At 71.3% G+C, this 21,978-nt stretch carries 21 protein-coding genes; 9 read left to right on the top strand and 12 right to left on the bottom strand.

Annotated elements, in window-relative coordinates:
- Window positions 1-104: 104 nt before the first annotated feature.
- The 4 genes from pepN to ACTMVF_RS25650 all read right to left on the bottom strand — a co-directional run bounded on the left by pepN (window position 105) and on the right by ACTMVF_RS25650 (window position 4,689).
- Window positions 105-2,612: an aminopeptidase N gene (gene pepN / locus ACTMVF_RS25635; RefSeq protein WP_441273458.1), complete on the bottom strand. Its 2,508-nt coding sequence runs from the start codon at window positions 2,610-2,612 to the stop codon at window positions 105-107.
- 56 nt (window positions 2,613-2,668) lie between these two features.
- The gene (locus tag ACTMVF_RS25640) at window positions 2,669-3,214 is read right to left on the bottom strand and encodes a response regulator (RefSeq protein ID WP_441273459.1); all 546 of its coding nucleotides are present in this window, start codon (window positions 3,212-3,214) and stop codon (window positions 2,669-2,671) included.
- A 207-nt stretch (window positions 3,215-3,421) separates the two neighbouring features.
- Window positions 3,422-3,778, bottom strand: coding sequence for a chorismate mutase (locus ACTMVF_RS25645; RefSeq protein WP_441273460.1), 357 nt, complete (start codon window positions 3,776-3,778; stop codon window positions 3,422-3,424).
- A gap of 23 nt (window positions 3,779-3,801) precedes the next feature.
- Window positions 3,802-4,689: a helix-turn-helix domain-containing protein gene (locus ACTMVF_RS25650; RefSeq protein WP_441273461.1), complete on the bottom strand. Its 888-nt coding sequence runs from the start codon at window positions 4,687-4,689 to the stop codon at window positions 3,802-3,804.
- A 94-nt stretch (window positions 4,690-4,783) separates the two neighbouring features.
- Here ACTMVF_RS25650 and ACTMVF_RS25655 point away from each other — a divergent pair, with 94 nt between their 5' ends.
- Entirely contained in the window at window positions 4,784-6,559 is a 1,776-nt protein-coding gene (locus ACTMVF_RS25655; RefSeq protein WP_441273462.1) for a glycoside hydrolase family 35 protein, read from the top strand.
- 37 nt (window positions 6,560-6,596) lie between these two features.
- On the opposite strand, the gene ACTMVF_RS25660 is transcribed toward ACTMVF_RS25655, so the two are convergent.
- The gene (locus ACTMVF_RS25660) at window positions 6,597-7,406 is read right to left on the bottom strand and encodes a S1 family peptidase (RefSeq protein WP_441273463.1); all 810 of its coding nucleotides are present in this window, start codon (window positions 7,404-7,406) and stop codon (window positions 6,597-6,599) included.
- Between the two features lie 148 nt (window positions 7,407-7,554).
- Here ACTMVF_RS25660 and ACTMVF_RS25665 point away from each other — a divergent pair, with 148 nt between their 5' ends.
- The gene (locus ACTMVF_RS25665) at window positions 7,555-8,451 is read left to right on the top strand and encodes a hypothetical protein (RefSeq protein WP_441273464.1); all 897 of its coding nucleotides are present in this window, start codon (window positions 7,555-7,557) and stop codon (window positions 8,449-8,451) included.
- A gap of 174 nt (window positions 8,452-8,625) precedes the next feature.
- Here the strand turns inward: ACTMVF_RS25665 and ACTMVF_RS25670 are convergent, their stop codons facing one another.
- Window positions 8,626-9,696: an SDR family oxidoreductase gene (locus ACTMVF_RS25670; RefSeq protein ID WP_441273465.1), complete on the bottom strand. Its 1,071-nt coding sequence runs from the start codon at window positions 9,694-9,696 to the stop codon at window positions 8,626-8,628.
- Window position 9,697: 1 nt separating this feature from the next.
- A complete protein-coding gene (locus tag ACTMVF_RS25675; RefSeq protein WP_441273466.1) occupies window positions 9,698-10,438 on the bottom strand; it encodes an SDR family oxidoreductase in 741 nt (246 codons plus the stop codon).
- 54 nt (window positions 10,439-10,492) lie between these two features.
- Here ACTMVF_RS25675 and ACTMVF_RS25680 point away from each other — a divergent pair, with 54 nt between their 5' ends.
- The 4 genes from ACTMVF_RS25680 to ACTMVF_RS25695 are packed head-to-tail and all read left to right on the top strand — an operon-like array spanning window position 10,493 to window position 13,895.
- Window positions 10,493-11,257, top strand: a complete 765-nt coding sequence (locus tag ACTMVF_RS25680; RefSeq protein ID WP_441273467.1) for an enoyl-CoA hydratase family protein — start codon at window positions 10,493-10,495, stop codon at window positions 11,255-11,257.
- Complete coding sequence (locus ACTMVF_RS25685; RefSeq protein WP_441273468.1) at window positions 11,258-12,094, top strand: CoA transferase subunit A; 837 nt, start codon at window positions 11,258-11,260, stop codon at window positions 12,092-12,094.
- Window positions 12,091-12,840 carry a CoA-transferase subunit beta gene (locus ACTMVF_RS25690; RefSeq protein ID WP_441273469.1) on the top strand — a complete coding sequence of 250 codons (750 nt, stop codon included), beginning with the start codon at window positions 12,091-12,093 and terminating at the stop codon, window positions 12,838-12,840. The genes ACTMVF_RS25685 and ACTMVF_RS25690 overlap by 4 nt, the downstream gene beginning before the upstream one ends.
- Window positions 12,841-12,851: 11 nt before the next feature.
- The gene (locus ACTMVF_RS25695) at window positions 12,852-13,895 is read left to right on the top strand and encodes an NAD(P)H-dependent flavin oxidoreductase (protein WP_441273603.1); all 1,044 of its coding nucleotides are present in this window, start codon (window positions 12,852-12,854) and stop codon (window positions 13,893-13,895) included.
- 191 nt (window positions 13,896-14,086) lie between these two features.
- Here ACTMVF_RS25695 and ACTMVF_RS25700 read toward each other — a convergent pair whose 3' ends face one another.
- From ACTMVF_RS25700 to ACTMVF_RS25710, 3 genes are read right to left on the bottom strand one after another with little or no spacing between them, the layout of a single operon-like run.
- Complete coding sequence (locus ACTMVF_RS25700) at window positions 14,087-15,244, bottom strand: acetyl-CoA C-acetyltransferase (protein WP_441273470.1); 1,158 nt, start codon at window positions 15,242-15,244, stop codon at window positions 14,087-14,089.
- Between the two features lie 26 nt (window positions 15,245-15,270).
- Window positions 15,271-15,882, bottom strand: coding sequence for a TetR/AcrR family transcriptional regulator (locus ACTMVF_RS25705; protein WP_441273471.1), 612 nt, complete (start codon window positions 15,880-15,882; stop codon window positions 15,271-15,273).
- Window positions 15,883-15,897: 15 nt separating this feature from the next.
- Window positions 15,898-16,686: an SDR family oxidoreductase gene (locus ACTMVF_RS25710; protein ID WP_441273472.1), complete on the bottom strand. Its 789-nt coding sequence runs from the start codon at window positions 16,684-16,686 to the stop codon at window positions 15,898-15,900.
- Window positions 16,687-16,747: 61 nt separating this feature from the next.
- Here ACTMVF_RS25710 and ACTMVF_RS25715 point away from each other — a divergent pair, with 61 nt between their 5' ends.
- Both ACTMVF_RS25715 and ACTMVF_RS25720 read left to right on the top strand, forming a co-directional pair.
- Window positions 16,748-17,887, top strand: coding sequence for an acyl-CoA dehydrogenase family protein (locus ACTMVF_RS25715; RefSeq protein ID WP_441273473.1), 1,140 nt, complete (start codon window positions 16,748-16,750; stop codon window positions 17,885-17,887).
- Window positions 17,888-18,050: 163 nt separating this feature from the next.
- Entirely contained in the window at window positions 18,051-19,031 is a 981-nt protein-coding gene (locus tag ACTMVF_RS25720; RefSeq protein ID WP_441273474.1) for an acyl-CoA dehydrogenase family protein, read from the top strand.
- On the opposite strand, the gene qcrB is transcribed toward ACTMVF_RS25720, so the two are convergent.
- Both qcrB and ACTMVF_RS25730 read right to left on the bottom strand, forming a co-directional pair.
- A complete protein-coding gene (qcrB, locus tag ACTMVF_RS25725; protein ID WP_441273475.1) occupies window positions 19,009-20,655 on the bottom strand; it encodes a cytochrome bc1 complex cytochrome b subunit in 1,647 nt (548 codons plus the stop codon). The two genes, ACTMVF_RS25720 and qcrB, sit on opposite strands and share 23 nt — an antisense overlap.
- 50 nt (window positions 20,656-20,705) lie before the next feature.
- Entirely contained in the window at window positions 20,706-21,047 is a 342-nt protein-coding gene (locus tag ACTMVF_RS25730) for a MerR family transcriptional regulator (protein WP_441273476.1), read from the bottom strand.
- 59 nt (window positions 21,048-21,106) lie between these two features.
- Here ACTMVF_RS25730 and ACTMVF_RS25735 point away from each other — a divergent pair, with 59 nt between their 5' ends.
- A complete protein-coding gene (locus ACTMVF_RS25735; RefSeq protein WP_441273477.1) occupies window positions 21,107-21,973 on the top strand; it encodes an aldo/keto reductase in 867 nt (288 codons plus the stop codon).
- Window positions 21,974-21,978: the final 5 nt, after the last annotated feature.

Genomic DNA, 21,978 nt, shown 5'->3' on the forward strand with positions numbered 1-21,978 from the left:
CGGTCCTCTTCTGTCGAGGGCTGATCCTCCTGGGCGTGCAGGAAGATCAGCCCGCAGCATCGCTCCCCCGGGTGCCGGTGGCGTCTACGCCACCGGCACCAGCGTCACTCACCCTCCCGCACGCGCAGCGCCCGTGCCAGGTCGTCGAGTTGGTCGGCGAGCCTGCGTCGCAGCGCCGGGATCGGCTCGCCGTCGCGCAGGCATTCCTCGCCCAGTCGCAGGTTGTCGGCGTCGACGGCGTACGCGGGGAAGGCGCAGCGGCCGGCGGCGTCGGCGATGGCGGGGCCGCGGCGGGCGGCGACGGCGACCGCGTCCTCGTAGTAGCGCGGCACGTACTGCCGCACGAGGTCGGCCTGTTCGGGCTGCCAGAAGCCCTGGGCTGTGGCGATGAAGAGGTAGTTGGACAGGTCGGTGCCGTCGTCGGTGGCGAACATGGCGTCCCAGGCCTTTGCCTTGGCTTCGGCGTCGGGCAGGGCGGCCCGGCAGCGGGCGGCGCCCTCCTGGCCGGTGGCGCTCGGGTCGCGTGACAGTTCGTCGGCGATGGCGGCCTCGTCGACGGCGCCGAGGACGGCGAGGCGGCCGAGGACGCGCCAGCGCAGCTCGGGGTCGAGTTCGGGGCCGCCGGGCACGGTGCCGTCGGCGAGCCAGGCGGCGATGGTGTCGGGGTGGGCGGCGACGTCGATGAAGTGGCGTACGGCGATCAGGCGCAGTCCGGGGTGGTCGCCGTCCTCGGTGCGGCGGATGAGGTCGCGGCACAGGGAGGAGAGGGTGGCCAGGGCGGCGGGGCGCTGCTCGGGGGTGAGGTAGCGGTCGGCGACCTGGGTGGTGGCGAAGGCGAGGACACCCTGGACGATGGCGAGGTCGGTCTCGTGCGGCAGGTGGGTGCGGGCGGCCTCCAGGTAGGCACCGGCTGTCAGTTCGCCGTCGCGGACGGCGTCGCGCAGGGCGTTCCAGACGAGCGCGCGGGTGAGCGGTTCGGGCAGCCCGGCGAGGCTCGTGCGGATGGTTTCGAAGGATTCGGGTTCGAAGCGGATCTTGGCGTAGGTGAGGTCGCCGTCGTTGAGGAGGAGCAGTGCGGGGCGCTTGCCGATGGGCTGCGGGGCGGTGTGCGGGACGTCGAGGTCGAGGCGTTCGCGCAGGACGAGGTGGCCGTCGTTGTCGCCGAGGTCCAGGTCGTACAGGCCGACGGCGATGCGGTGGGGGCGGCTGCCGGCGTGGTCGACGGTGAGGCTGTACGTGCCGTTCTCGCCGGGGGTGACGGTGGGGGTGAGGGTGTCGACGCCGGTGGTGCGCAGCCAGCTGTCGGCCCAGGCGTGGACGTCGCGTTCGGTGGCGGCGGCGAGGGAGTCGATGAAGTCGGCGAGGGTGGCGTTGGCGAATTTGTGGCGGGCGAAGTGGGTGTTGATGCCGGCGAGGAAGTCCTTCTCGCCGAGCCAGGCCACCAGTTGGCGCAGTGCGGAGGCGCCCTTGGCGTAGGAGATGCCGTCGAAGTTGAGCATGGCCGTGGCGGTGTCGTGGACGGCTTCGGGGGCGACGGGGTGGGTGGAGGGGCGCTGGTCGGCGTCGTAGCCCCAGGCCTTGCGGGCGACGCCGAAGTCGGTCCAGGTGTCGGTGAAGCGGGTGGCCTCGGCGCAGGTCTGGTAGCCCATGTACTCGGCGAAGGACTCGTTCAGCCAGATGTCGTCCCACCAGCGCAGGGTGACGAGGTCGCCGAACCACATGTGGGCCATCTCATGGGCGATGACCATGGCGCGGGTCTGGCGCTCGGTGTCGGTGACGGCGGAGCGGTAGACGAACTCGTCGCGGAAGGTGACCAGTCCGGGGTTCTCCATGGCACCGGCGTTGAACTCGGGGACGAACGCCTGGTCGTAGGAGTCGAAGGGGTAGGGCTCGTCGAACTTCTCGTGGTAGCGGTCGAAGCACGCGCGCGTGACGTCGAGGAGTTCGTCGGCGTCCGTGTCGAGGTAGGGGGCGAGCGAGCGGCGGCAGTGCAGGCCGAAGGGCAGGCCTCGGTGTTCGGTGCGCACGGAGTGCCAGGGGCCGGCGGCGACGGCGACGAGGTAGGTGGAGATCAGCGGGGTGGACGCGGCCTGCCAGCGTCCGTCGCCGAGGTGTTCGGTGATGCCGTTGGCGAGGACGGTCCAGCCCTGGGGGGCCGTGACGGTCAGGTCGAAGACGGCCTTGAGGTCCGGCTGGTCGAAGGCGGCGAAGACGCGCTGGACGTCCTCCATGAACAGCTGGGTGTAGACGTAGGTCTCGCCGTCGGTGGGGTCGGTGAAGCGGTGCATGCCCTCGCCGGTGCGGGAGTAGCGCATGGCCGCGTCGACGCGCAGTTCGTGCTCGCCGGCGGTGAGGTTCTTCAGGGGCAGCCTGTTCCCGTCCAGGGTCTGCGGGTCGAGGGGTTGTCCGTCCAGCGTGACGGAGCGCAGTTCGGCCGGCTTGATCTCGACGAAGGTGTCCGTGTCCGCCTGGTCCGCGCGCGTGGTGAACCGGATGACGGTGCGGGAGTCGAAGGTCTCGTCCCCGGTGGTCAGATCGAGTTCGATGGTGTAGCGGTGGACGTCGAGGAGCAGGGCACGGGTCTGCGCTTCGTCGCGCGTCAGTACGGACATGCAGGACATGCTGCCTGATGCCGCTGACAAGACACAGGGGCTGATCAATAAGTGCGTTATGTCCGGCCCTTGGCCGATGTCGCCGCCGGGCTGTCCCGCTGGGGCGGGACGCGGGCGTCGGGGTGGGGCAGGGCGGGGCGTGGGCCGGGTTCCCGGCCGCCTGGGTCGTCCTTGATGCGGGCGCGTAACTCGTGGACCTCCCGCTCCAGGGTGCGCCGGCGCTGGTGGGAGTCGTACAGGTAGCGGACCTTGGTGCGCAGTGCCCAGGGTTCGATGGGTTTCATGACCAGGTCGGCGACGCCGAGTCCGAAGGCGGTCGCGGTCAGTTCGTGGTCCGCGCCGAAACCGGTGAGCAGGATGACCGGTATGTGCCGGGTCTGTTCCAGGCGCCGCATGTAGCGCACCACCTCCAGACCGCTGACGCCGGGCATCCGGACGTCCAGGAGCAGCAGGCCGACCTGCCCGCGGAGCACCTGCTTGAGCGCCTCGTCACCGCTGGTGGCACGGGCGAGCCGATAGCCCAGCGGCGCCAGGGCGCTCTCGAGCGCGTACAGCGTGTCCTCGTGGTCGTCGACGATGAGGATCTTGGCATCCGACGGCATGGCCCGACGTCCCTCCCGCGTGGACATCCAGGGTATGTCCGGGGCGCTGACGGGGAGTACGTGTCAGCTGGCATGGAGTGCACAGCGCAGCATGCCCGGCATCGGCCGCCGTGTCACTCCCTCGGGAGGGTCCGTCCAGGTCCTGTCGGCATATTCGCGTCGTCCGCCGGGAGGGCGGGCGGGAATGCGGCGAGAGAGCCTGCGCGCCTACGGCCGGTTCGCCGTGGGCGCGGCGCCGTTGATCGTGTCCTCGGCGATGCTCTCGTGGTGCCTGATCACTTCGGCGATGATGAAGTTGAGGAACTTCTCGGCGAAGGCCGGGTCGAGCTTGGCGTTTTCGGCGAGCGTGCGCAGGCGGGCGATCTGGCGGCCCTCACGGGCGGGGTCGGCGGGCGGCAGCTGGTGCTTGGCTTTGAGGTGGCCGACCTGCTGGGTGCACTTGAAGCGTTCGGCGAGCATGTGGACGACGGCCGCGTCGATGTTGTCGATGCTGTCGCGCAGCCGGGCGAGCTCCTCGCGGACGCGGGGGTCGACATCGCCGGGGGACATGTTGCTGGTGGTCATGAGGGCCCAGCCTACGGGGCTCCTCACAGGGGCGTTCGTTCGATCACGGGTGGATCGTCGGGGTCGGGGACCTGGTTGCTCCAGCCGCCGGGGACGGTGCGGCCCTGCTGGGCGCGGAAGCGGACGGGGGCCACGCCGACGCGGCGGGTGAACAGGCGGGAGAAGTAGGCGGGGTCGTCGTAGCCGACGCGGCGGGCGACGGCCGCGACGGGCAGCTCGGTGGCGGCGAGGAGTTCCTTGGCGCGGCCCAGGCGGATGCCGAGCAGATAGTCCTTGGGGCTGCAGCCGGCGCCGCGCCGCACGGCGGTGCGCAGTTCGGCGAGGGTCATGCCGTGCCGGGCGGCGTGCTCGGCGACCGTGAGCGGCAGGCACGCGTCGCGTGCCAGCGCCTTGAGGACCGCCTCCCCGTCGGGGGCGAGGTCGGCGCGGGCGCGGCGCAGGGCGACGAGGAGCTCGTGGACGGCGGCGCCGGTCTCGACCTCCAGGAGGGGGTTGTCGCGGCGGGCGGCGCGCACCATGCGTCCGATGACGGCACGCGGGCCGGAGGCGTCGGAGAGGGGCACGACGGGGCGGTCCGGTTCGATGTAGCCGAGTTCGGTGTACGTCGTGGTGGCGGGCCCGGCGAAGTCGACGAAGCCCTCGTCCCAGCCGGTGCCGGGGTCGGGCGCGTAGTGGTGCGGCACACCGGGGGTGAGCCACAGCAGCGCGGGTGCGGTGACGGTCGTACGGCGGCTGTCGGGGCCCTCGTACCAGCCGCCGCCCGCGTTGATGACGACGGCGACGTGGTGGTCGAGGGTGCGGGGGCCGACGGTGGGCAGGGCGCCGTACTGCAGGCCGACGCCGAGGCAGACGAGGCCGAGCCGGTGGTGGGCGGGGCCGGGCGTGAAGAACCGCATCCAGGTGTGGTACATCCGCGGTCCTCTCCGGGCGGCTGCGTCGTTTCGGTCCAAGCAGCGCCGATCTTTGTCCATGGACCTGATCACCGCCAGAGGTGAGGGTGGGCGCATGAGCGAGTTCAGGGTGGGGGACGAGGACTTCCTGCTGGACGGCAGGCCGGTGCGGCTGCTGTCCGGCGCGCTGCACTACTTCCGGGTGCACGAGGCGCAGTGGGGGCACCGGCTGGCGATGCTGCGGGCGATGGGCCTCAACTGCGTGGAGACGTATGTGCCGTGGAACCTGCACGAGCCGAGTCCCGGGCACGGCCGGGACGTGCAGGCGCTGGGTCGTTTCCTGGACGCGGCGCGGGAGGCGGGGCTGTGGGCGATCGTGCGGCCGGGGCCGTACATCTGCGCCGAGTGGGAGAACGGCGGGCTGCCGTACTGGCTGACGGCCGAGGTGGGCGCACGCGCGCGTACGCGTGACGAGCGCTATATGGCGTATGTGGCGAGCTGGTTCCGGCGGCTGCGGCACGAGATCGTGCCCCGGCAGATCGACCGCGGCGGACCGGTGATCATGGTGCAGGTCGAGAACGAGTACGGCAGCTACGGCTCGGACGCCGAGTATCTGCGCCGCCTGGCCGACCTGCTGCGAGAGTACGGCGTCACGGTCCCGATGTTCACCTCGGACGGCCCCGAGGACCACATGCTCTCCGGCGGCTCGATCCCCGGAGTCCTGGCGACGGTGAACTTCGGCTCCCACGCACGCGTGGCCTTCGAGACACTGCGCCGGCACCGCCCCGACGGTCCGCTGATGTGCATGGAGTTCTGGTGCGGCTGGTTCGACCACTGGGGCGGCGAGCACGTCGTACGGGATCCCGGGGACGCGGCGGCGGCCCTGCGGGAGATCCTGGAGTGCGGGGCGTCGGTCAACCTGTACATGGCGCACGGCGGCACCAGTCTCGCCGGCTGGGCGGGCGCCAACCGGGGCGGCGGCGCGCTGCACGACGGCCCGCTGGAGCCCGACGTGACGTCCTACGACTACGACGCCCCGATCGACGAGTACGGCCGGCCCACGGCGAAGTTCTGGGCCTTCCGCGAGGTCCTCGCCGAGTACGCCGAGGGCCCTCTCCCCGAAGTCCCGCCCGCACCCGCCTCGTTGGGCATATCGACCGAGGCGGTCCTGACCGGCTGGGCGCCCCTGAGCGACGTACTTCAGACGCTGGGCGGCCCGGAGACGTCCGGTCCCGTCCCGCCCACCTTCGAGGAACTGGGCGTCGAGCGGGGCCTGGTGCGGTACGAGGTGACGGTGCCGGGGCCGCGGCAGCCGTATCCGCTGATGGTGCGCGGGCTGCGGGACCTGGCCGTGGCGTACGTCGACGGGGAGCCGGCCGGGGTGCTCACCGAGGAGGACGCGTGTCTGAAGGAGCCCGTCGCCGGGTACGCGCGCGTGGAGCTGTGGGTGGAGTCCCTGGGGAGGGTCAACTACGGGCCGCGGCTGGGCGAGCCCAAGGGGATCACCGGGGGCGTGCTGCACGAGCGGCAGTATCTGCACGACGTACGCGCGCGTGGGCTGCGGCTGGAGGCGCTGGACGACGTCGAGCGGGTCCGGGCGGTGCCGTCGCGGGAACTGCCCGAGGGCGGGGCCCCGGGTCTGTACCGGGGCACCGTCACGGTGCGGGGCGCCGGTGACGCCCGCCTGGAGCTGCCGGGCTTCACCCGTGGGTTCGTGTGGATCAACGGCTTCGGTCTCGGCCGTTACTGGTCCACGGGCCCGCAGCGCTCGCTGTACGTCCCGGGGCCCGTGCTGCGGGAGGGAGCCAACGAGGTGTGGGTGCTGGAGTTGGCGGAGACGGCCCGGTCGGGGTCCGGCGAGGCGGGTGCCCCGGTGCTCCGGGCCGTCTGACGCAACCCTGCTGACGTGCCCCTGGTACGGAGGCTGCCTACAGGGCGTTCGCCGCGCGGGCGATGTCCTTAGCGAAGGTGCTGACCTCGGTGTAGACGCCGGGCACACCTGTGCGGGCGCAGCCGTCGCCCCAGCTGACGATGCCGACCTGGATCCACTTGCCCGCGTCGTCCTTACGGAACATGGGGCCGCCGGAGTCGCCCTGGCAGGTGTCGATGCCGCCGCTCTGCCAGCCGGCGCACAGTTCCTCCTTCGACACCAGCCGGTTCCCGTAGTGGCGCTTGCAGACGCGGTCGGCGACGAAGGGAACGGTGGCCTTGCGGAGCTTGGTCGTGCCCGTGCCGGCTCCCTCCTGGGTGTCGCCCCACCCGGCGATCGTGAACATGCCGCGGTTGTAGCGGTCCGTGGTGGCGATCTTCAGCGTCGGCTTGTCGATGGGCCGGGCGAGCTTGATCAGCGCCCAGTCCTTGCCGCTGCCGTCGTAGCCCGGGGCCACCTTGACCTTCTTCGACTTGACCTTGATCGCGGCGGAGGAGTCGAGATCGTTGACACCAGCGGTGACGGTGATGCTGGTGTCGTTTCCGGAGCCGCTCATGCAGTGGGCGGCGGTCAGCACGACGTCCTTCTTGTAGAGCGCCCCTCCGCAGCCCATCGAGAGATGGACCATGAACGGGAACTCGTTCTGCGCGGCGGGCGTTCCACCGACGACGCGGGTGGACGCGGCCTGCGCGCTGAGGGGCTGAAGGGAGGCGACCGCGAGGGCCACGGCACCGACCGCCGCGGCTCTTTTGGCCAGGGTTATGCCGCTTCTCTTCGGCGAGCTGAGGGTCAACGTACGTCCTTTCATGGCGTGTTGAGCGGCCCGCAGTATGAAGATCAGGTGGCATGCTTGACAAGGACGGATCTCACGCCCCGGGCATGGAACCTCGCCGGGGAAAAACCCCTCACATCCCCGTAGAGTGGAATCGGGTTCAAGGCGTCTTGGGGGTACGGGCGTGGCGAACGGCGGACCGGTCCAGCACGGCTTCCCACACCTTCAGACGGTGCGGGCCTCGATCACCGCGCTCTACAGGCGGCTGTCGTACGACACCGTCCAGACGTTCGCGACCAGCGTGCTGCCGGCCGATGTGGCGTTCTGCGACACGGACGATCTGTATCTGGGTGCGCAGCGGGTGGCGCGTGAGCTGGTGCGGCACTACCACCTGCCGGACGCCCGCCTGATCGTCAGCTTCCGGGAGATGTCGCACGCCGCGAACGTCGAACTCGCGGCCGGGCCCGAGTACTTCGTCGAGCTGAACGACCGTTTCCGCACCCATCGCCGGGACATCGGAGCGGCCCTCGCCCACGAGGTGATGCATGTGTACCTGCACCGCCTGGGCCTGTCCTTCCCCGGCACCCGGGACAACGAGATCCTCACCGACACGGCGACGACGTATCTCGGCGCGGGCTGGCTGCTCCTCGACGCGTACCGGGAGGACGCGGCGTCGTCGCAGAAGCTGGGGTATCTGACGCCGGAGGAGTTCGGGTACGTCCTCGCCAAGCGGGCGCTGGTCTTCGCCGAGGATCCGTCGGTGTGGTTCACCAGTCCGCAGGCGTACACGGCGTATGGGAAGGGCCTTGCCGAGGCCCGGCGCGACGAGCAGCAGCCGCCGCTGACGGCGGCGGGGTGGGCGGGGCGGCGGCGGTACGCGCGGGATCGGCGGCATGCCCAGGAGCGGGATGGGGTGGGGGCGCAGGCGGGGGTGCCGTATGCGTTCACGCCCGATGGGCGGGGGCCGTTGCGGGTGTCGTTTCCGTGTCCGACGTGTCAGCAGCGGATTCGGGTGCCGGTGCGGGGGCGGGTTCGGGCGCGGTGTGGGTTGTGCCGGACGGTACTGGAGTGCGACACGTAGGGGTTTTTCGCCCCCGCCGCCCCTACCCGTCCCATCCTCAAGGGGCTCCGCCCCTTCGACCCCGGCCAGGGGGCTCTGCCCCCTGGACCCCCGCTCCTCAAACGCCGGAGGGGCTGAATTTCAGCCTGCCCGGGCCGAAGCGGGGGTCTGGGGGCGGCGGGGGCGGAGAACCCCTCACGCGCCGTACACGGGCCCCGGCACCTCCGCCTCCCCCAACAGCTTCAGCACCGTCTCCCCCGCCCCCTCCGGCGTCCACCGCGCCCCCTTGTCCGCACTCGGCCCCGCCCGCCACCCCTCCATGACCGTGATCCGGCCACCCTCCGCCTCGAAGACCCGCCCCGTCACACCCTCGCTCCCCGCCGAGCCCAGCCACACGGCCAACGGGGAGACGTTCGCCGGGGCCATGGCGTCGAAGCCGGCGTCAGGGGCCGCCATCGACGCAGCGAAGGTACGTTCCGTCATGCGGGTACGGGCCGCCGGGGCGATCGCGTTGACCTGAACGCCGTAGCGGCCCAGCTCGGCCGCCGCGACCAGGGTCAGGGCGACGATGCCGGCCTTCGCGGCGCTGTAGTTGGCCTGGCCGAGCGAGCCCAGCAACCCCGCCCCACTGCTCGTGTTGACGACCCGGGCGACCGGCGTGCGACCCGCCTTCGCCTCCGCCCGCCAGTGCGCGGCCGCGTGCTTCAGGGGAAGGAAGTGACCCTTGAGGTGGACCCGTACGACGGCGTCCCAGTCGTCCTCGTCGAGGTTGACGAGCATCCGGTCGCGCAGGAAGCCGGCGTTGTTGACGAGGGTGTCGAGACGGCCGTACGTCTCCAGCGCGGTCGCCACCAGGGACGCCGCCCCGGTGCTCGTCGCGATGTCGCCGCCGTGCGCGATCGCCTCGCCGCCCGCCGCGCGGATCTCGTCGACCACCTGCCGGGCCGGGTTGCCGACGGCCACCTGCCGTGCGGGGCCCTCAACGGTCACCTGCCGCGCCGGACCCTCGACCACCACCTGCCGCGCAGAGCCCTCGGCGGCCACCCCTGGCCCGGGACTGTCGACGGCGGCCACCTCCCGCGCAGAGCCGTCGGCCGCCACCTCCCCCGCAGGACCGCCGGCGGCCGGCGTGCCGTCGAGGTCCACCCCGAGATCGTTGACGACGACCCTCGCTCCCGCCGCCGCGAACGCGAGCGCATGCGCGCGCCCGAGCCCCCGACCCCCGCCGGTGACGATCACGACCCGCCCCTCACACATCCGGCTCATGTCATGCCTCCTTGTTGACCGTTGCGGCGTCCAGGAACGCGGGTCGCTCGCCCCCGCCGTGCACGAGAAGGCTCGCCCCGCTGATGTAGGCGGCGGCGTCGGAGGCGAGGAAGACGGCGGCCGCGCCCACGTCGGACGGTTCGGCGAGGCGACCGAGCGGGACGGTGCGGGAGACACCCGCGATGCCCTCCTCGCCCCCGTAGTGGAGATACGACTGCTCCGTGCGGACCATGCCGACGACCAGCGTGTTCACCCGGACCTCCGGCGCCCACTCCACCGCCATCGAACGGGCCAGGCTCTCCAGCCCGGCCTTGGCCGCCCCGTACGCCGCCGACCCGGGCGACGGACGGCCACCGCTGACGCTGCCGATCATCACCACCGAGCCCCGCACACGCCTCAGGTGCTCGTAGGCGGCCAACGACGCCGTCAGCGGGGCGAGAAGGTTCAGCTCCACCACGCGCGCGTGCCGCTCGGCATCCGCGTCCGTCAACCGTCGGTACGGTGTGCCACCCGCGTTGTTGACGAGGACGTCGAGGCGGGGCAAGGCCGCGAAGAAGGCCCGTACGGCTGCCGGGTCGCGGAGGTCGAGCGGCCTGAACTCGGCTCCGGCCAGCGGGACTTCGGGCGGTCTGCGTGCACAGACCACGACATCCGCGCCGACCTCGGCAAAAGCCCTCGCCACCCCCGCACCGACGCCCCGGGTACCGCCCGTGACGACCACGACCTTCCCGTCCAGCCCCATCCCCGGCTACCCTTCACCTAACAAACGTTTGGTGGAAAGGTAGCTGATGCGGCCATGGGTGTCTCCACCTCGCCCCCGGAAAAGGGGCCCGGAAAAAATGGAATCGCCGTCGTCACGGTCGACTTCCCGCCGGTGAACGCCCTGCCGGTGAAAGGCTGGTTCGCCCTGGCCGACGCCGTGCGGGCGGCGGGACGCGACCCGGGGGTCCGGTGTGTCGTCATCACGGCCGAGGGGCGCGGGTTCAACGCGGGCGTGGACATCAAGGAGTTGCAGAGGGACGGGCACAGCGCGCTGATCGGCGTCAACCATGCCTGCGCGGAGGCCTTCGGCGCGGTGTACGACTGCGAGGTGCCCGTCGTCGCGGCCGTGCACGGCTTCTGTCTGGGCGGCGGTATCGGCCTGGTGGGCAACGCGGACGCGATCGTGGCGAGCGAGGACGCCACCTTCGGGCTGCCCGAGCTGGACCGGGGAGCGCTGGGCGCGGCCACCCATCTGGCCCGGCTGGTCCCCCAGCATCTGATGCGCGCGCTGTACTACACCTCGCGCACGGCGACCGCGGCCGAGCTGCACGCGCACGGCTCGGTGTGGCGGGTCGTGCCGCGCGCGGAACTGCGCGCCGCGGCCCTGGAGTTGGCCGGCGAGATCGCCGCCAAGGACGGGCAGCTGCTGCGCCTGGCCAAGGCCGCCATCAACGGCATCGATCCGGTCGACGTGCGCCGCGGCTACCGCTTCGAGCAGGGCTTCACCTTCGAGGCCGGCCTCAGCGGGGTGGCCGACCGGGTCCGTGACACCTTCGGCAAGGCGCAGGAGGGGGCGTAGATGAGCGACAAGACAATGAGCGCCGAGCAGGCCGTCTCCCGGCTGCACAGCGGCATGACCCTCGGCATCGGCGGCTGGGGCTCACGCCGCAAGCCGATGGCCCTGGTCAGGGCAGTGCTCAGGTCCGAGGTCACCGACCTCACCGTCGTCTCGTACGGCGGCCCGGATGTCGGCATGCTCGCCGCCGCCGGGCGGATCCGCAGGCTGGTCGCCCCCTTCGCCACCCTCGACTCCATCCCCCTCGAACCGCACTTCCGCGCGGCCCGGGAGCGCGGCGCCTTCGACATGATGGAGGTCGACGAGGCGATGTTCATGTGGGGGCTGCACGCGGCCGCGAACCGGCTGCCCTTCCTGCCGGTGCGGGCCGGGATCGGTTCGGATGTGATGCGGGTCAACCCGGGCCTGCGGACGGTGACGTCGCCGTACGACGACGCCGAGACGTTCGTCGCCATGCCCGCGCTGCGACTCGACGCGGCCCTGGTCCACGTCAACCGCGCCGACCGGCTGGGCAATGGGCAGTGTCTGGGACCCGATCCGTACTTCGACGACCTGTTCTGCGAGGCGGCCGACGCGGCGTACGTCTCGTGCGAACGCATCGTCGACACGGCCGAGTTGACGAAAGACGCGGCCCCGCAGTCGCTGCTGATCAAGCGGCACACGGTGACCGGTGTCGTCGAGGCCCCGAACGGGGCGCACTTCACGTCCTGTGCGCCCGATTACGGCCGGGACGAGGCCTTCCAGAAGACGTACGCGACCACGCCCTGGCCGCGGTTCGCGGCGCGGTTCCTCGACGGGGACGAGCAGGCGTACCAGTCGGCGGTCGGGGAGGGCTCATGACGGCGACGGAGGCCACCCGCACACCTCTTCTCCCGCCCACCCGTGCCGAGTACTGCGTGATCGCCTGCGCCGAGGCCTGGCGCGACGCGGGTGAGATCCTGGCGAGCCCGATGGGCCTGATCCCGTCGGTGGGGGCCCGGCTGGCACGGCTCACGTTCTCGCCGGACCTGCTGCTGACCGACGGCGAGGCGATGCTCGTCCGCCCGGACGGGACCACCGAGGGCTGGCTGCCGTACCGACAGCACCTGGCCCTGGTCACCGGGGGCCGACGGCACGTGATGATGGGCGCGAGCCAGATCGACCGCTTCGGCAACCAGAACATCTCGTGCATCGGCAACTGGGAGCGGCCGAAGCGGCAGCTGCTCGGGGTGCGCGGGGCGCCGGTCAACACGCTCAACAATCCGACCAGTTACTGGATCCCGAGGCATTCCCGGCGGGTCTTCGTCGAGAAGGTCGACATGGTGTGCGGGGTCGGCTACGACCACGCGGGCGGCGCCCCGTATCACCGCATCCCTCGTGTCGTCTCCGACCTCGGCGTCTTCGACTTCGCCACGCCCGACCACACGATGCGTCTGGCCTCGCTCCATCCGGGAGTCACCCTGGAGCAGGTCAGGGAGGCGACCGCGTTCGACCTGGTCGTCCCGGACGATGTGCCGCCGACCCGCGAACCCACCGCCGATGAACTGCGCCTCATCCGCGAGGTCATCGACCCCGCGAACACCCGCACCAGGGAGGTCGGTGCGTGATGAATCCGGCGATGGAGACGCCGCTGACCCGGCTGGTCGGGGTCCGCCACCCGATCGTGCAGACGGGGATGGGCTGGGTGGCGGGCCCGCGGCTGGTCTCGGCGACGGCGAACGCGGGTGCGCTGGGCATCCTGGCCTCCGCGACGATGACCGTCGACCGGCTGCGTGCGGCGATACGCGAGGTCAAGTCCCGTACGGGCGCGCCGTTCGGGGTGAATCTGCGCGCGGACGCCTCGGACGCCGGTGACCGGGTCCGCATCGTGATCGACGAGGGTGTGCGCGTCGCCTCCTTCGCTCTCGCGCCGTCCCCCGCGCTGATCGCCGAGCTCAAGGACGCGGGCGTGATCGTCATCCCCTCGATCGGCGCCCGGCGGCATGCCGAGAAGGTCGCGGCCTGGGGCGCGGACGCGGTGATCGTGCAGGGCGGGGAGGGCGGCGGACACACCGGCGAGGTCGCGACGACGGTGCTGCTGCCCCAGGTGGTCGACGCCGTGGACATACCGGTCGTGGCGGCGGGCGGCTTCTTCGACGGACGGGGACTGGTCGCGGCGCTGGCCTACGGGGCGGCGGGCGTCGCGATGGGCACGCGGTTCCTGCTGACGTCGGACTCGACGGTGCCGGATGCGGTGAAGGCGCGGTATCTGGCGGCGACGGTCAGGGACGTGACGGTGACCCGAGCGGTCGACGGCCTGCCGCACCGCATGCTGCGTACGGACCTGGTGGCCGCGCTGGAGAACTCCGGCCGCACGAAAGCCCTGGTGCACGCGGTCCGTCGCGCGGCCGGCTTCCGGAAACTGTCGGGGCTGACCTGGCGGCAACTGATCCACGACGGCCTGGCGATGCGGCACGGCAAGGACCTCACCTGGAGCCAGGTCCTGCTCGCCGCCAACACCCCGATGCTGCTCAGATCGGCGATGGTCGACGGCCGTACGGATCTCGGAGTCATGGCCTGCGGACAGGTCACCGGGGTGATCGACGACCTGCCGTCGTGCGCGGAGCTGGTGGAACGGATCATGAAGGAGGCCGAGGAGGCGCGGGACCGCCTCACGCAGTGAGGGCTACCACCTCTCGATGATCGTCACATTGGCCTGCCCTCCGCCTTCCGCCCTCCGCCCTCCGCCCTCACACATCGACACCACCCCCACGGCCTCCTCGCACTGCTCGGCCCCGGAGGGCCTCCCAGGCTTCGGGAGCCTGCGCCGGACTCCGTCCGCCGGAGTGAGCGCCCGCCCGTGCACCCCTCGTCTCAGAGCCGCTCGATGATCGTCACATTGGCCTGTCCCCCGCCCTCGCACATCGTCTGCAGTCCGAACCGGCCCCCCGTACGCTCCAGTTCGTGCAGCAGGGTGGTCATCAGCTTCACACCCGTCGCCCCCAGCGGATGCCCCAGAGCAATCGCACCGCCATTGACATTGACCTTCTCCGGGTCCGCACCGGTCTCCTTCAGCCACGCCAGGACGACCGGCGCGAAGGCCTCGTTGATCTCCACGAGGTCGATGTCGTCGATGGTCAGGCCGGTCTTCTTCAGGGCGTGGGCGGTGGCGGGGATGGGGGCGGTGAGCATGCGGATGGGATCCTCACCGCGCACCGAGAGGTGGTGCACCCGGGCCCGGGGCGTGAGCCCATGCTCGCGCACCGCCCGCTCCGAGGCCAGCAACATCGCCGCCGCGCCGTCGGAGACCTGCGAGGAACAGGCGGCCGTGATCGTGCCACCGTCGATGACGGGCTTGAGCCCGGCCATCTTCTCCAGGGAGGTGTCCCGGCGCGGCCCCTCGTCGACGGCGACCCGACCGTAGGGCACGAGCTCGCGCTCGAAGCGGCCCTCGTCGATCGCCCGCAGCGCCCGCCGGTGCGAGCGCAGCGCGAACTCCTCCTGGTCCTGCCGGCTGATCCCCCACTTCGCGGCGATCATCTCGGCGCCCACGAACTGGTTGACGGGCTTCTCCCCGTACCGCGCCCGCCAGCCCTCACTGCCCGCGAAGGGCCCCGCCGTCAGCCCCAGCGGCTCCGCGGCCTGCCGGGTGGCGAAGGCGATGGGGATCATCGACATGTTCTGCACGCCGCCCGCGACCACCAGATCCTGGGTGCCGGACAGCACACCCTGCGCCGCGAAGTGCACGGCCTGCTGCGAGGACCCGCACTGCCGGTCCACGGTCACCCCCGGCACCTCCTCCGGCAGCCCGGCCGCCAGCCAGCAGGTCCGCGCGATGTCGCCGGCCTGCGGCCCCACGGCGTCCAGGCAGCCGAAGACGACGTCCTCGACGGCGGCCGGATCCATGCCCGCGCGCGAGACGAGTTCCCTGAGGACATGCGCGCCCAGGTCGGCCGGATGGACCCCGCTGAGCCCTCCTGCGCGCCGCCCGACGGGCGTACGGACCGCTTCGACGATGTATGCCTCGGCCATGGCGACTCCCCAGACTCCTCGGTGAGTTACTTACGTACGGCGATCCCGTCCAGCACCATCGACAGGTACTGCCGGGCGATCTCCTCCGGGCTGTGCTGTCCACCGGGCCGGTACCAGGACGCGGCGACCCACACCGTGTCCCGCACGAACCGGTAGGTGAGCCGGACATCGAGGTCGGACCGGAACACCTCGGCCGCGACCCCGCGCTCCAGCGTGGACAGCCACGCCTTCTCGAACTTGCGCTGCGACTCGGCGAGGAACGCGAACCGCTCCTGCGCCACCAGCTGTCTGTTCTCCTTCTGGTAGATCGCGACGGCGGCACGGTGCCGGTCGATCTCCCGGAACGACTCGGTGACCAGCGCCTGAAGCGTCTCGCGCGGGTCCAGCTCGGCCGCCAGGACGGCGTCGTAGCCGCTCCACAGCTCGTCGAGGAAGGACCGCAGGATCTCCTCCAGCATCGACTCCTTGGAGTCGAAGTGGTAGTAGAGGCTGCCCGCGAGCATGCCCGCGTGGTCGGCGATCTTGCGTACGGTGGTGGCGTTGTAGCCCTGCTCGGCGAAGACCTCGGCGGCGGTGTCGAGGAGTTCGCGGCGCCTGGCGGCTGCGGCGGTCACCTGGGGCTTCTTCTTGGTCGGCACGGGTCCATTGTCGTCCTAGGCGTGCTGGCTGCTGACGGAGACGATCTCTCCCGTCATGTACGAGGAGTAGCCGGACGCCAGGAAGACGATGACGTTGGCCACCTCCCAGGGCTCGGCGTACCGCCCGAAGGCCTCGCGCGCGGTCAGTTCCTCCAGCAGCTCGGGGGTCGTCACCTTCGCCAGGTGCGGATGCATGGCGAGGCTCGGCGACACCGCGTTGACCCGCACCCCGTACTCGGCCGCCTCGACGGCGGCGCACCTGGTCAGCGCCATCACGCCCGCCTTCGAGGCCGCGTAGTGCGCCTGCCCGGCCTGGGCGCGCCAGCCGACGACGGAGGCGTTGTTGACGATCACGCCGCCACGCCCGTCCGCGCGAAACAGCCGTAGCGCCGCCCGCACGCACCGGAATGTGCCGTTCAACGTCACGTCCAGCACCCTCGCCCACTGCTCGTCGGTCATGTCGACGAGGGGTGAAGTCCCGCCGAGGCCCGCGTTGTTGACGACCACGTCGAGCCGGCCGTGCTCCTGTACGGCGGTGTCGAACAGCGCCTGCACCTGCGTCTCGTCGGTGACATCGCACACCGCGGACGCCACCGCGCCCTCGAACTCCCGGGCCAGCTCCGCCTCGCACTCCTTCAGTCGCCGCGCGTGCGCGTCGCTGATCAGCACGCGCGCGCCCTCTTCGAGGAAGCGGCGCGCGGTCGCCCCGCCGATGCCCGCGCCCGCCGCCGCGGTGATGACGGCGGTGCGCCCGCGGAGCAGTCCGTGCCCGGGAACGTACGCCGGCGCCTCGACGTTTGTCATAGCAGCACGCTAACCTACCAAACACTTGTTAGGGAAGAACTCGTGAGGAGGGAGGGCGACCGTGGACCTCACCCACTCCGCCGCCGACGAGGCGTTCCGCGCCGAGGCCCGCGCCTGGCTCCACGCGCATGTGCCGCCCGATCCGCTCCCCTCCCTGGAGACCGGGGAGGGCTTCGCGGCGCACCGGGCGTGGGAGGCCGAACTGGCGGCGGACCGCTGGTCGGTGGTGAACTGGCCGACGGCGTACGGCGGCCGGGACGCCACACTCGTGCAGTGGCTGCTGTTCGAGGAGGAGTACTACGCGGCGGGCGCCCCCGGCCGCGTCAATCAGAACGGCATCAGTCTCCTCGCCCCGACCCTCATCGATCACGGCACCGAGGAGCAACGCGCCCGTGTGCTCCCTCCCATGGCCACCGGCGAGGTGATCTGGGCGCAGGCGTGGTCGGAGCCGGAGGCGGGTTCCGACCTGGCGTCCCTGAGGTCCGGGGCCACCCGCACGGAGGGCGGCTGGCTGCTGTCCGGCCAGAAGACCTGGTCGTCGCGCGCCGCCTTCGCCGACCGCGCGTTCGGCCTGTTCCGCACCGACCCGGACGCGCCGAAGCCCCACCAGGGCCTGACCTACCTGATGTTCGACCTGCGCGCCCCCGGTGTCACGGTCCGCCCCATCGCCCGCCTGGACGGCAAGCCCGCCTTCGCCGAGCTGTTCCTGGACGAGGTGTTCGTACCGGACGAGGACGTGATCGGCGAGCCGGGCCAGGGCTGGCGCATCGCCATGTCGACGGCGGGCAACGAGCGCGGCCTGATGCTCCGCTCCCCCGGCCGTTTCCTCGCGAGCGCCGACCGGCTGCACCGGCTCTGGCAGGCCCAGGGCAGCCCGGAGAGCAGCGAGAACCGCGTGGCCGACGCCCTGATCGGCGCCCGCGCCTACCAGCTCTTCACCTTCGCCGCCGCCTCCCGCTTCCTCGACGGCGAGTCGATCGGCCCGGAGTCCAGCCTGAACAAGGTCTTCTGGTCGGAGTACGACATCGCGCTGCACGAGACTGCGCTCGATCTGCTGGGCGCCGAGGGCGAGTTGGCCGACACCGACTGGTCCGAGCGGTACGTCTTCTCCCTCGCCGGCCCCATCTACGCCGGGACGAACGAGATCCAGCGCGACATCATCGCCGAGCGGTTGCTGGGCCTGCCGAAGGGGCGACGCTGATGCGACAGGGCTCCGCCGATGCCAAGGGGAACACCACGGGCGCCGAGGCGCGGGCCGGCCGCGGCCGGCTTGGGCCGACGTCGACGCCAACCGGGACGTCGGCGGGGACGCCGGCGGGGACACCGCGGCCGCTGAAGGGACCTCTGCCGAAGGGACCTCGCTGATGCGCTTCCTCCTCGACACCGAGCAGCGTGCCTTCGCCGACTCGCTGAACGCCATGCTGGCTGCCGCGGACACGCCCTCGGCCGTACGGGACTGGAGCCGCGGCGAGCATGCGCGGGGCCGTGCGTTGTGGTCCCGTATCGCCGAGACGGGGGTGTTCGCACTGGCGGTTCCGGAGGCGTACGAGGGGATGGGCCCACGGCCCGTCGAACTTGCCGTCGCCTTCCTGGAGTTGGGGCGTCACGCGGTTCCGGGACCGCTGGTGGAGACGGTCACGGCAGCGATCCTGCTCGCCGACCTGCCGGACCCCGGCCCGGCCAAGCGGCTCCTGCCGGCGCTGGCGACGGGCGAGGCGGTGGCGACGCTGGCGTGGAGGGCGCCGTACGCCCTGGACGGCGACGTGGCCACCACCCACCTGGCCCTCACCCCCCAAGGCCTGCGCATCTCCCCCGGTCACGGCCCGGTACGCCCCTCCCTGGACCCGGCCCGCCGCCTCACCCCCCTCGAACCCGGCGGCGAACTCCTCAGTCCCGCCCCGGCCACCGCCCACGCCCTCACCTGCGCCCGCCTCACGACCGCCGCCCAGGCCCTCGGCGTCGGCCTCGCGCTCCTGGACAAGACGATCGCCCACGTCAAGCAGCGCACCCAGTTCGGCGCTCCCATAGGTTCGTTCCAGGCGGTCAAGCATCGCCTCGCCGACGCGAAGATCGCCCTGGAGTTCGCCCGCCCCCTCCTGTTCGGCGCCGCGCTCACCATGGCGCCCGCCGACGTCGCCGCCGCCAAGGTCACCGCCTGCGAGGCGGCGTACGCCACCGCCCGTACCGCGCTGCAGTTGCACGGCGCGATCGGCTACACGGCGGAGTACGACCTGTCGCTGTGGCTGACCAAGGCCCGCGCCCTGCGCACCGCCTGGGGCGACCCGGACCTGTGCAGAGCCGATGTGCTCGGTGCCCGCGCCCTCAGTGGTGATCGCCGCTGGTGATCTCGCGGTACTCCTCCACCGTCGGCTTGGCGATCCGCGTCTGCGGCCCGAACATCGCCCGCGCCAGCCTGGCCCGCACGCGCTGCGTCGGGCTGACCCGGCGCCGGACGCCGTTGGCGTCGACGAGCGGGCCGATGTCGTACGGCTGGTGCTCCTCGTGCTGGGTGAGGGCGAACAGCTGCGCCTGCGAGAGCGGTTCGTGGACCTCGATGTACTCGCCGTTCGGGAGCCGTTTGATGGTGCCCGTCTCCCTGCCGTGCAGCACCTTGTCCCGGTCCCGGCGCTGCAGCCCGAGACAGATGCGTTTGGTCAGGAAGAAGGTGACGACCGGCACGACGAAGACCGAGATCCGCACGAACCAGGTGATCGCGTTGATGGACAGATGCAGATGCGTGGCCACGATGTCGTTGCCGCCGCCGATCAGCAGCACCGCGTACAGGCTCAGCCAGGCCGCGCCGAGGCCGGTGCGCACGGGCATGTTGCGCGGCCGGTCGAGGATGTGGTGCTCGCGTTTGTCGCCGGTGATCCACGCCTCCAGGAAGGGATACAGGCCGAGCGCGAGCAGGATCAGCGGGAAGAGCGAGAAGGGGATGAAGACGCCCAGTTCCAGGGTGTGGCCCCAGAAGTTGATCTCCCATCCCGGCATCACCCGGATCAGGCCCTCGGAGAAGCCCAGATACCAGTCGGGCTGGGCGCCCGTGGTCACCAGGTCCGGGCGGTAGGGACCGAACGCCCACACCGGGTTGATGCTGGCGATGCCACCCATGATCGCCAGCACGCCGAAGACGAGGAAGAAGAAGCCGCCCGCCTTGGCCATGTACACCGGCAGGAAGGGCATGCCGACGACCGACTTCTCGTCGCGGCCGGGGCCCGGGAACTGCGTGTGCTTGTGGTAGAAGACCAGGATCAGATGGGCGGCCACCAGGCCGAGCATGATCCCGGGCAGCAGCAGGATGTGGATCGGGTACAGCCGCGCGATGAAGTCCTCCCCGGGGAACTCCCCGCCGAAGAGGAAGAACGCCACGTACGTCCCCACGATCGGGATGGACAGGATCGCGCCGTGGGCGAAGCGCAGGCCGGTGCCGGACAGCAGGTCGTCGGGGAGGGAGTAGCCGGTCAGGCCGGTGATGATGCCGAGCATCAGCAGGGTCCAGCCGAACACCCAGTTGAGCTCGCGCGGCTTGCGGAAGGCGCCGGTGAAGAACACCCGCATCATGTGCACCATCATGCCGGTGATGAAGACCAGCGCCGCCCAGTGGTGGATCTGCCGCATGAGCAGCCCGCCGCGCACATCGAAGCTGATGTCGAGCGTGGACTCGTACGCCCTGGTCATCAGGACGCCGTTGAGGGGCTCGTAGGAGCCGTTGTAGACGACCTCGTGGGTGCTCGGATCGAAGAACAGGGTGAGATAGACGCCGGTGAGGATCAGGACGAGGAAGCTGTAGAGGCTGACCTCGCCCAGCATGAAGGACCAGTGGTCGGGAAAGACCTTGCGCATGTTGGCCTTGGCCAGCGCGTACAGCCCGAGACGCCCGTCGGCCCAGTCGGCGATCTTCTCGCCCTTGCCGGGCGGGGCGGGCCGCCTCGCCGCCGTGTCTTCGTTCCCCGATCGTGCGCCGTCCATACGTGGTCGCCTCCCCGTCGGATCACCTCAGGGTGGCATGGGCCCACCGGCTAGGCCAACGGGGCGAGCAGGCGGGTGAGCGACTGCCGCGAGCCCTCCAGATCGGCGATCCGTTCCTCGATCCCCTGCAACTGCTCCACCAGCAGCGGTGTCAGACACGGCTCCACCTCGGCCTCGCTGCCGCAGACACAGGCGAGCACCTCGCGGATCACCCTCGTGGGCAGGCCGGCGTCGAGGAGAGTGCGGATGCGGCGTACGGTCGCGGGCGCGTCGGCGTCGTACACCCGCTGACCGCCCGGGGTGCGCTCGGCGGCGAGCAGCCCCTGCTCCTCGTAGTAGCGGAGCAACCGGACGCTGACGCCCGTCTCCCGGGAGAGCTGCCCGATCTTCAAGTGACCCCCCTCACATCGGCTTGAAGCTCTCATCCATGTGAGCTCCTACCGTCGCAGCCATGACGAACGCGACGATATTCCAGCTCGGCGGCGACCTCACGGTACGGCGGATCGGCTACGGCGCCATGCGGCTGGCGAACGCCCCGCACGAGCGCTCCGGCATGACCGCCCCGATCTGGACCGCACCCACCGACCGCCCCGAGGCGATCGCCCTGCTGTGCAAGGCGGTCGACCTGGGCGTGAACCTCTTCGACACCGCCGACGCGTACGCGCTCGGGTCCAACGAGGAGTTGCTGGCCGAGGCCCTTCACCCGTACCGCGACGGCATCCTGATTGCGACCAAGGCAGGCGTCGTGCGGCCGAGCCCGACCGAGTGGATCACGCACGGCCATCCGGCCTATCTGCGCCAGCAGGCCGAGCTCAGCCTGCGTCGGCTCCGCACCGACCGCATCGACCTCCTCCAACTGCACCGCGTCGACCCCGAGTACCCTCTCGCCGACCAGATCGGCGCGCTCAAGCAGCTCCAGGAAGAGGGCAAGGTCCGGCACATCGGGCTGTCCGAGGTGACGGTGGCGGAGCTGACGGCCGCCGAGCGGATCGCGCCGATCGTGAGCGTGCAGAACCTCTACAACCTGGCCGAACGCGGCCACGACCCGGTGATCGACCACACCGCCGAGCGCGGCATCGCCTTCCTGCCGTACTTCCCGATCGCCCGCGGCGAGCACTCGGCCGACGGCAGCCCGCTCGCACAGGTCGCCGAGGAGCTGGGCGCCACCCCGTCCCAGACCGCTCTGGCCTGGCTGCTGCACCGCGCCCCGAACGTGCTCCCCATCCCGGGCACCTCCTCCCCCATCCATCTGGCGGAGAACACCGGCGCCCTCGAACTCGCCCTGACCGCCGATCAGTTCAAGCGCATCGCCGGGTGAACCGC

This window comes from Streptomyces sp. SD31, from assembly GCF_052068475.1.
In the GTDB taxonomy this organism is placed as follows: domain Bacteria; phylum Actinomycetota; class Actinomycetes; order Streptomycetales; family Streptomycetaceae; genus Streptomyces.

Excerpts from the sequence above, each read along its gene's own strand:
- ACTMVF_RS25655 (WP_441273462.1), top strand. The coding sequence starts at position 4,784 with ATGAGCGAGTTCAGGGTGGGGGACGAGGACTTCCTGCTGGACGGCAGG.
- pepN (WP_441273458.1), bottom strand. The coding sequence starts at position 2,612 with ATGTCCGTACTGACGCGCGACGAAGCGCAGACCCGTGCCCTGCTCCTC.
- ACTMVF_RS25695 (WP_441273603.1), top strand. The coding sequence starts at position 12,852 with ATGGAGACGCCGCTGACCCGGCTGGTCGGGGTCCGCCACCCGATCGTG.
- ACTMVF_RS25660 (WP_441273463.1), bottom strand. The coding sequence starts at position 7,406 with ATGAAAGGACGTACGTTGACCCTCAGCTCGCCGAAGAGAAGCGGCATA.
- ACTMVF_RS25680 (WP_441273467.1), top strand. The coding sequence starts at position 10,493 with ATGGGTGTCTCCACCTCGCCCCCGGAAAAGGGGCCCGGAAAAAATGGA.
- ACTMVF_RS25640 (WP_441273459.1), bottom strand. The coding sequence starts at position 3,214 with ATGCCGTCGGATGCCAAGATCCTCATCGTCGACGACCACGAGGACACG.
- ACTMVF_RS25720 (WP_441273474.1), top strand. The coding sequence starts at position 18,051 with ATGCGCTTCCTCCTCGACACCGAGCAGCGTGCCTTCGCCGACTCGCTG.
- ACTMVF_RS25670 (WP_441273465.1), bottom strand. The coding sequence starts at position 9,696 with ATGAGCCGGATGTGTGAGGGGCGGGTCGTGATCGTCACCGGCGGGGGT.
- ACTMVF_RS25710 (WP_441273472.1), bottom strand. The coding sequence starts at position 16,686 with ATGACAAACGTCGAGGCGCCGGCGTACGTTCCCGGGCACGGACTGCTC.
- ACTMVF_RS25645 (WP_441273460.1), bottom strand. The coding sequence starts at position 3,778 with ATGACCACCAGCAACATGTCCCCCGGCGATGTCGACCCCCGCGTCCGC.
- ACTMVF_RS25650 (WP_441273461.1), bottom strand. The coding sequence starts at position 4,689 with ATGTACCACACCTGGATGCGGTTCTTCACGCCCGGCCCCGCCCACCAC.
- ACTMVF_RS25675 (WP_441273466.1), bottom strand. The coding sequence starts at position 10,438 with ATGGGGCTGGACGGGAAGGTCGTGGTCGTCACGGGCGGTACCCGGGGC.
- ACTMVF_RS25735 (WP_441273477.1), top strand. The coding sequence starts at position 21,107 with ATGACGAACGCGACGATATTCCAGCTCGGCGGCGACCTCACGGTACGG.
- qcrB (WP_441273475.1), bottom strand. The coding sequence starts at position 20,655 with ATGGACGGCGCACGATCGGGGAACGAAGACACGGCGGCGAGGCGGCCC.
- ACTMVF_RS25700 (WP_441273470.1), bottom strand. The coding sequence starts at position 15,244 with ATGGCCGAGGCATACATCGTCGAAGCGGTCCGTACGCCCGTCGGGCGG.
- ACTMVF_RS25685 (WP_441273468.1), top strand. The coding sequence starts at position 11,258 with ATGAGCGACAAGACAATGAGCGCCGAGCAGGCCGTCTCCCGGCTGCAC.
- ACTMVF_RS25690 (WP_441273469.1), top strand. The coding sequence starts at position 12,091 with ATGACGGCGACGGAGGCCACCCGCACACCTCTTCTCCCGCCCACCCGT.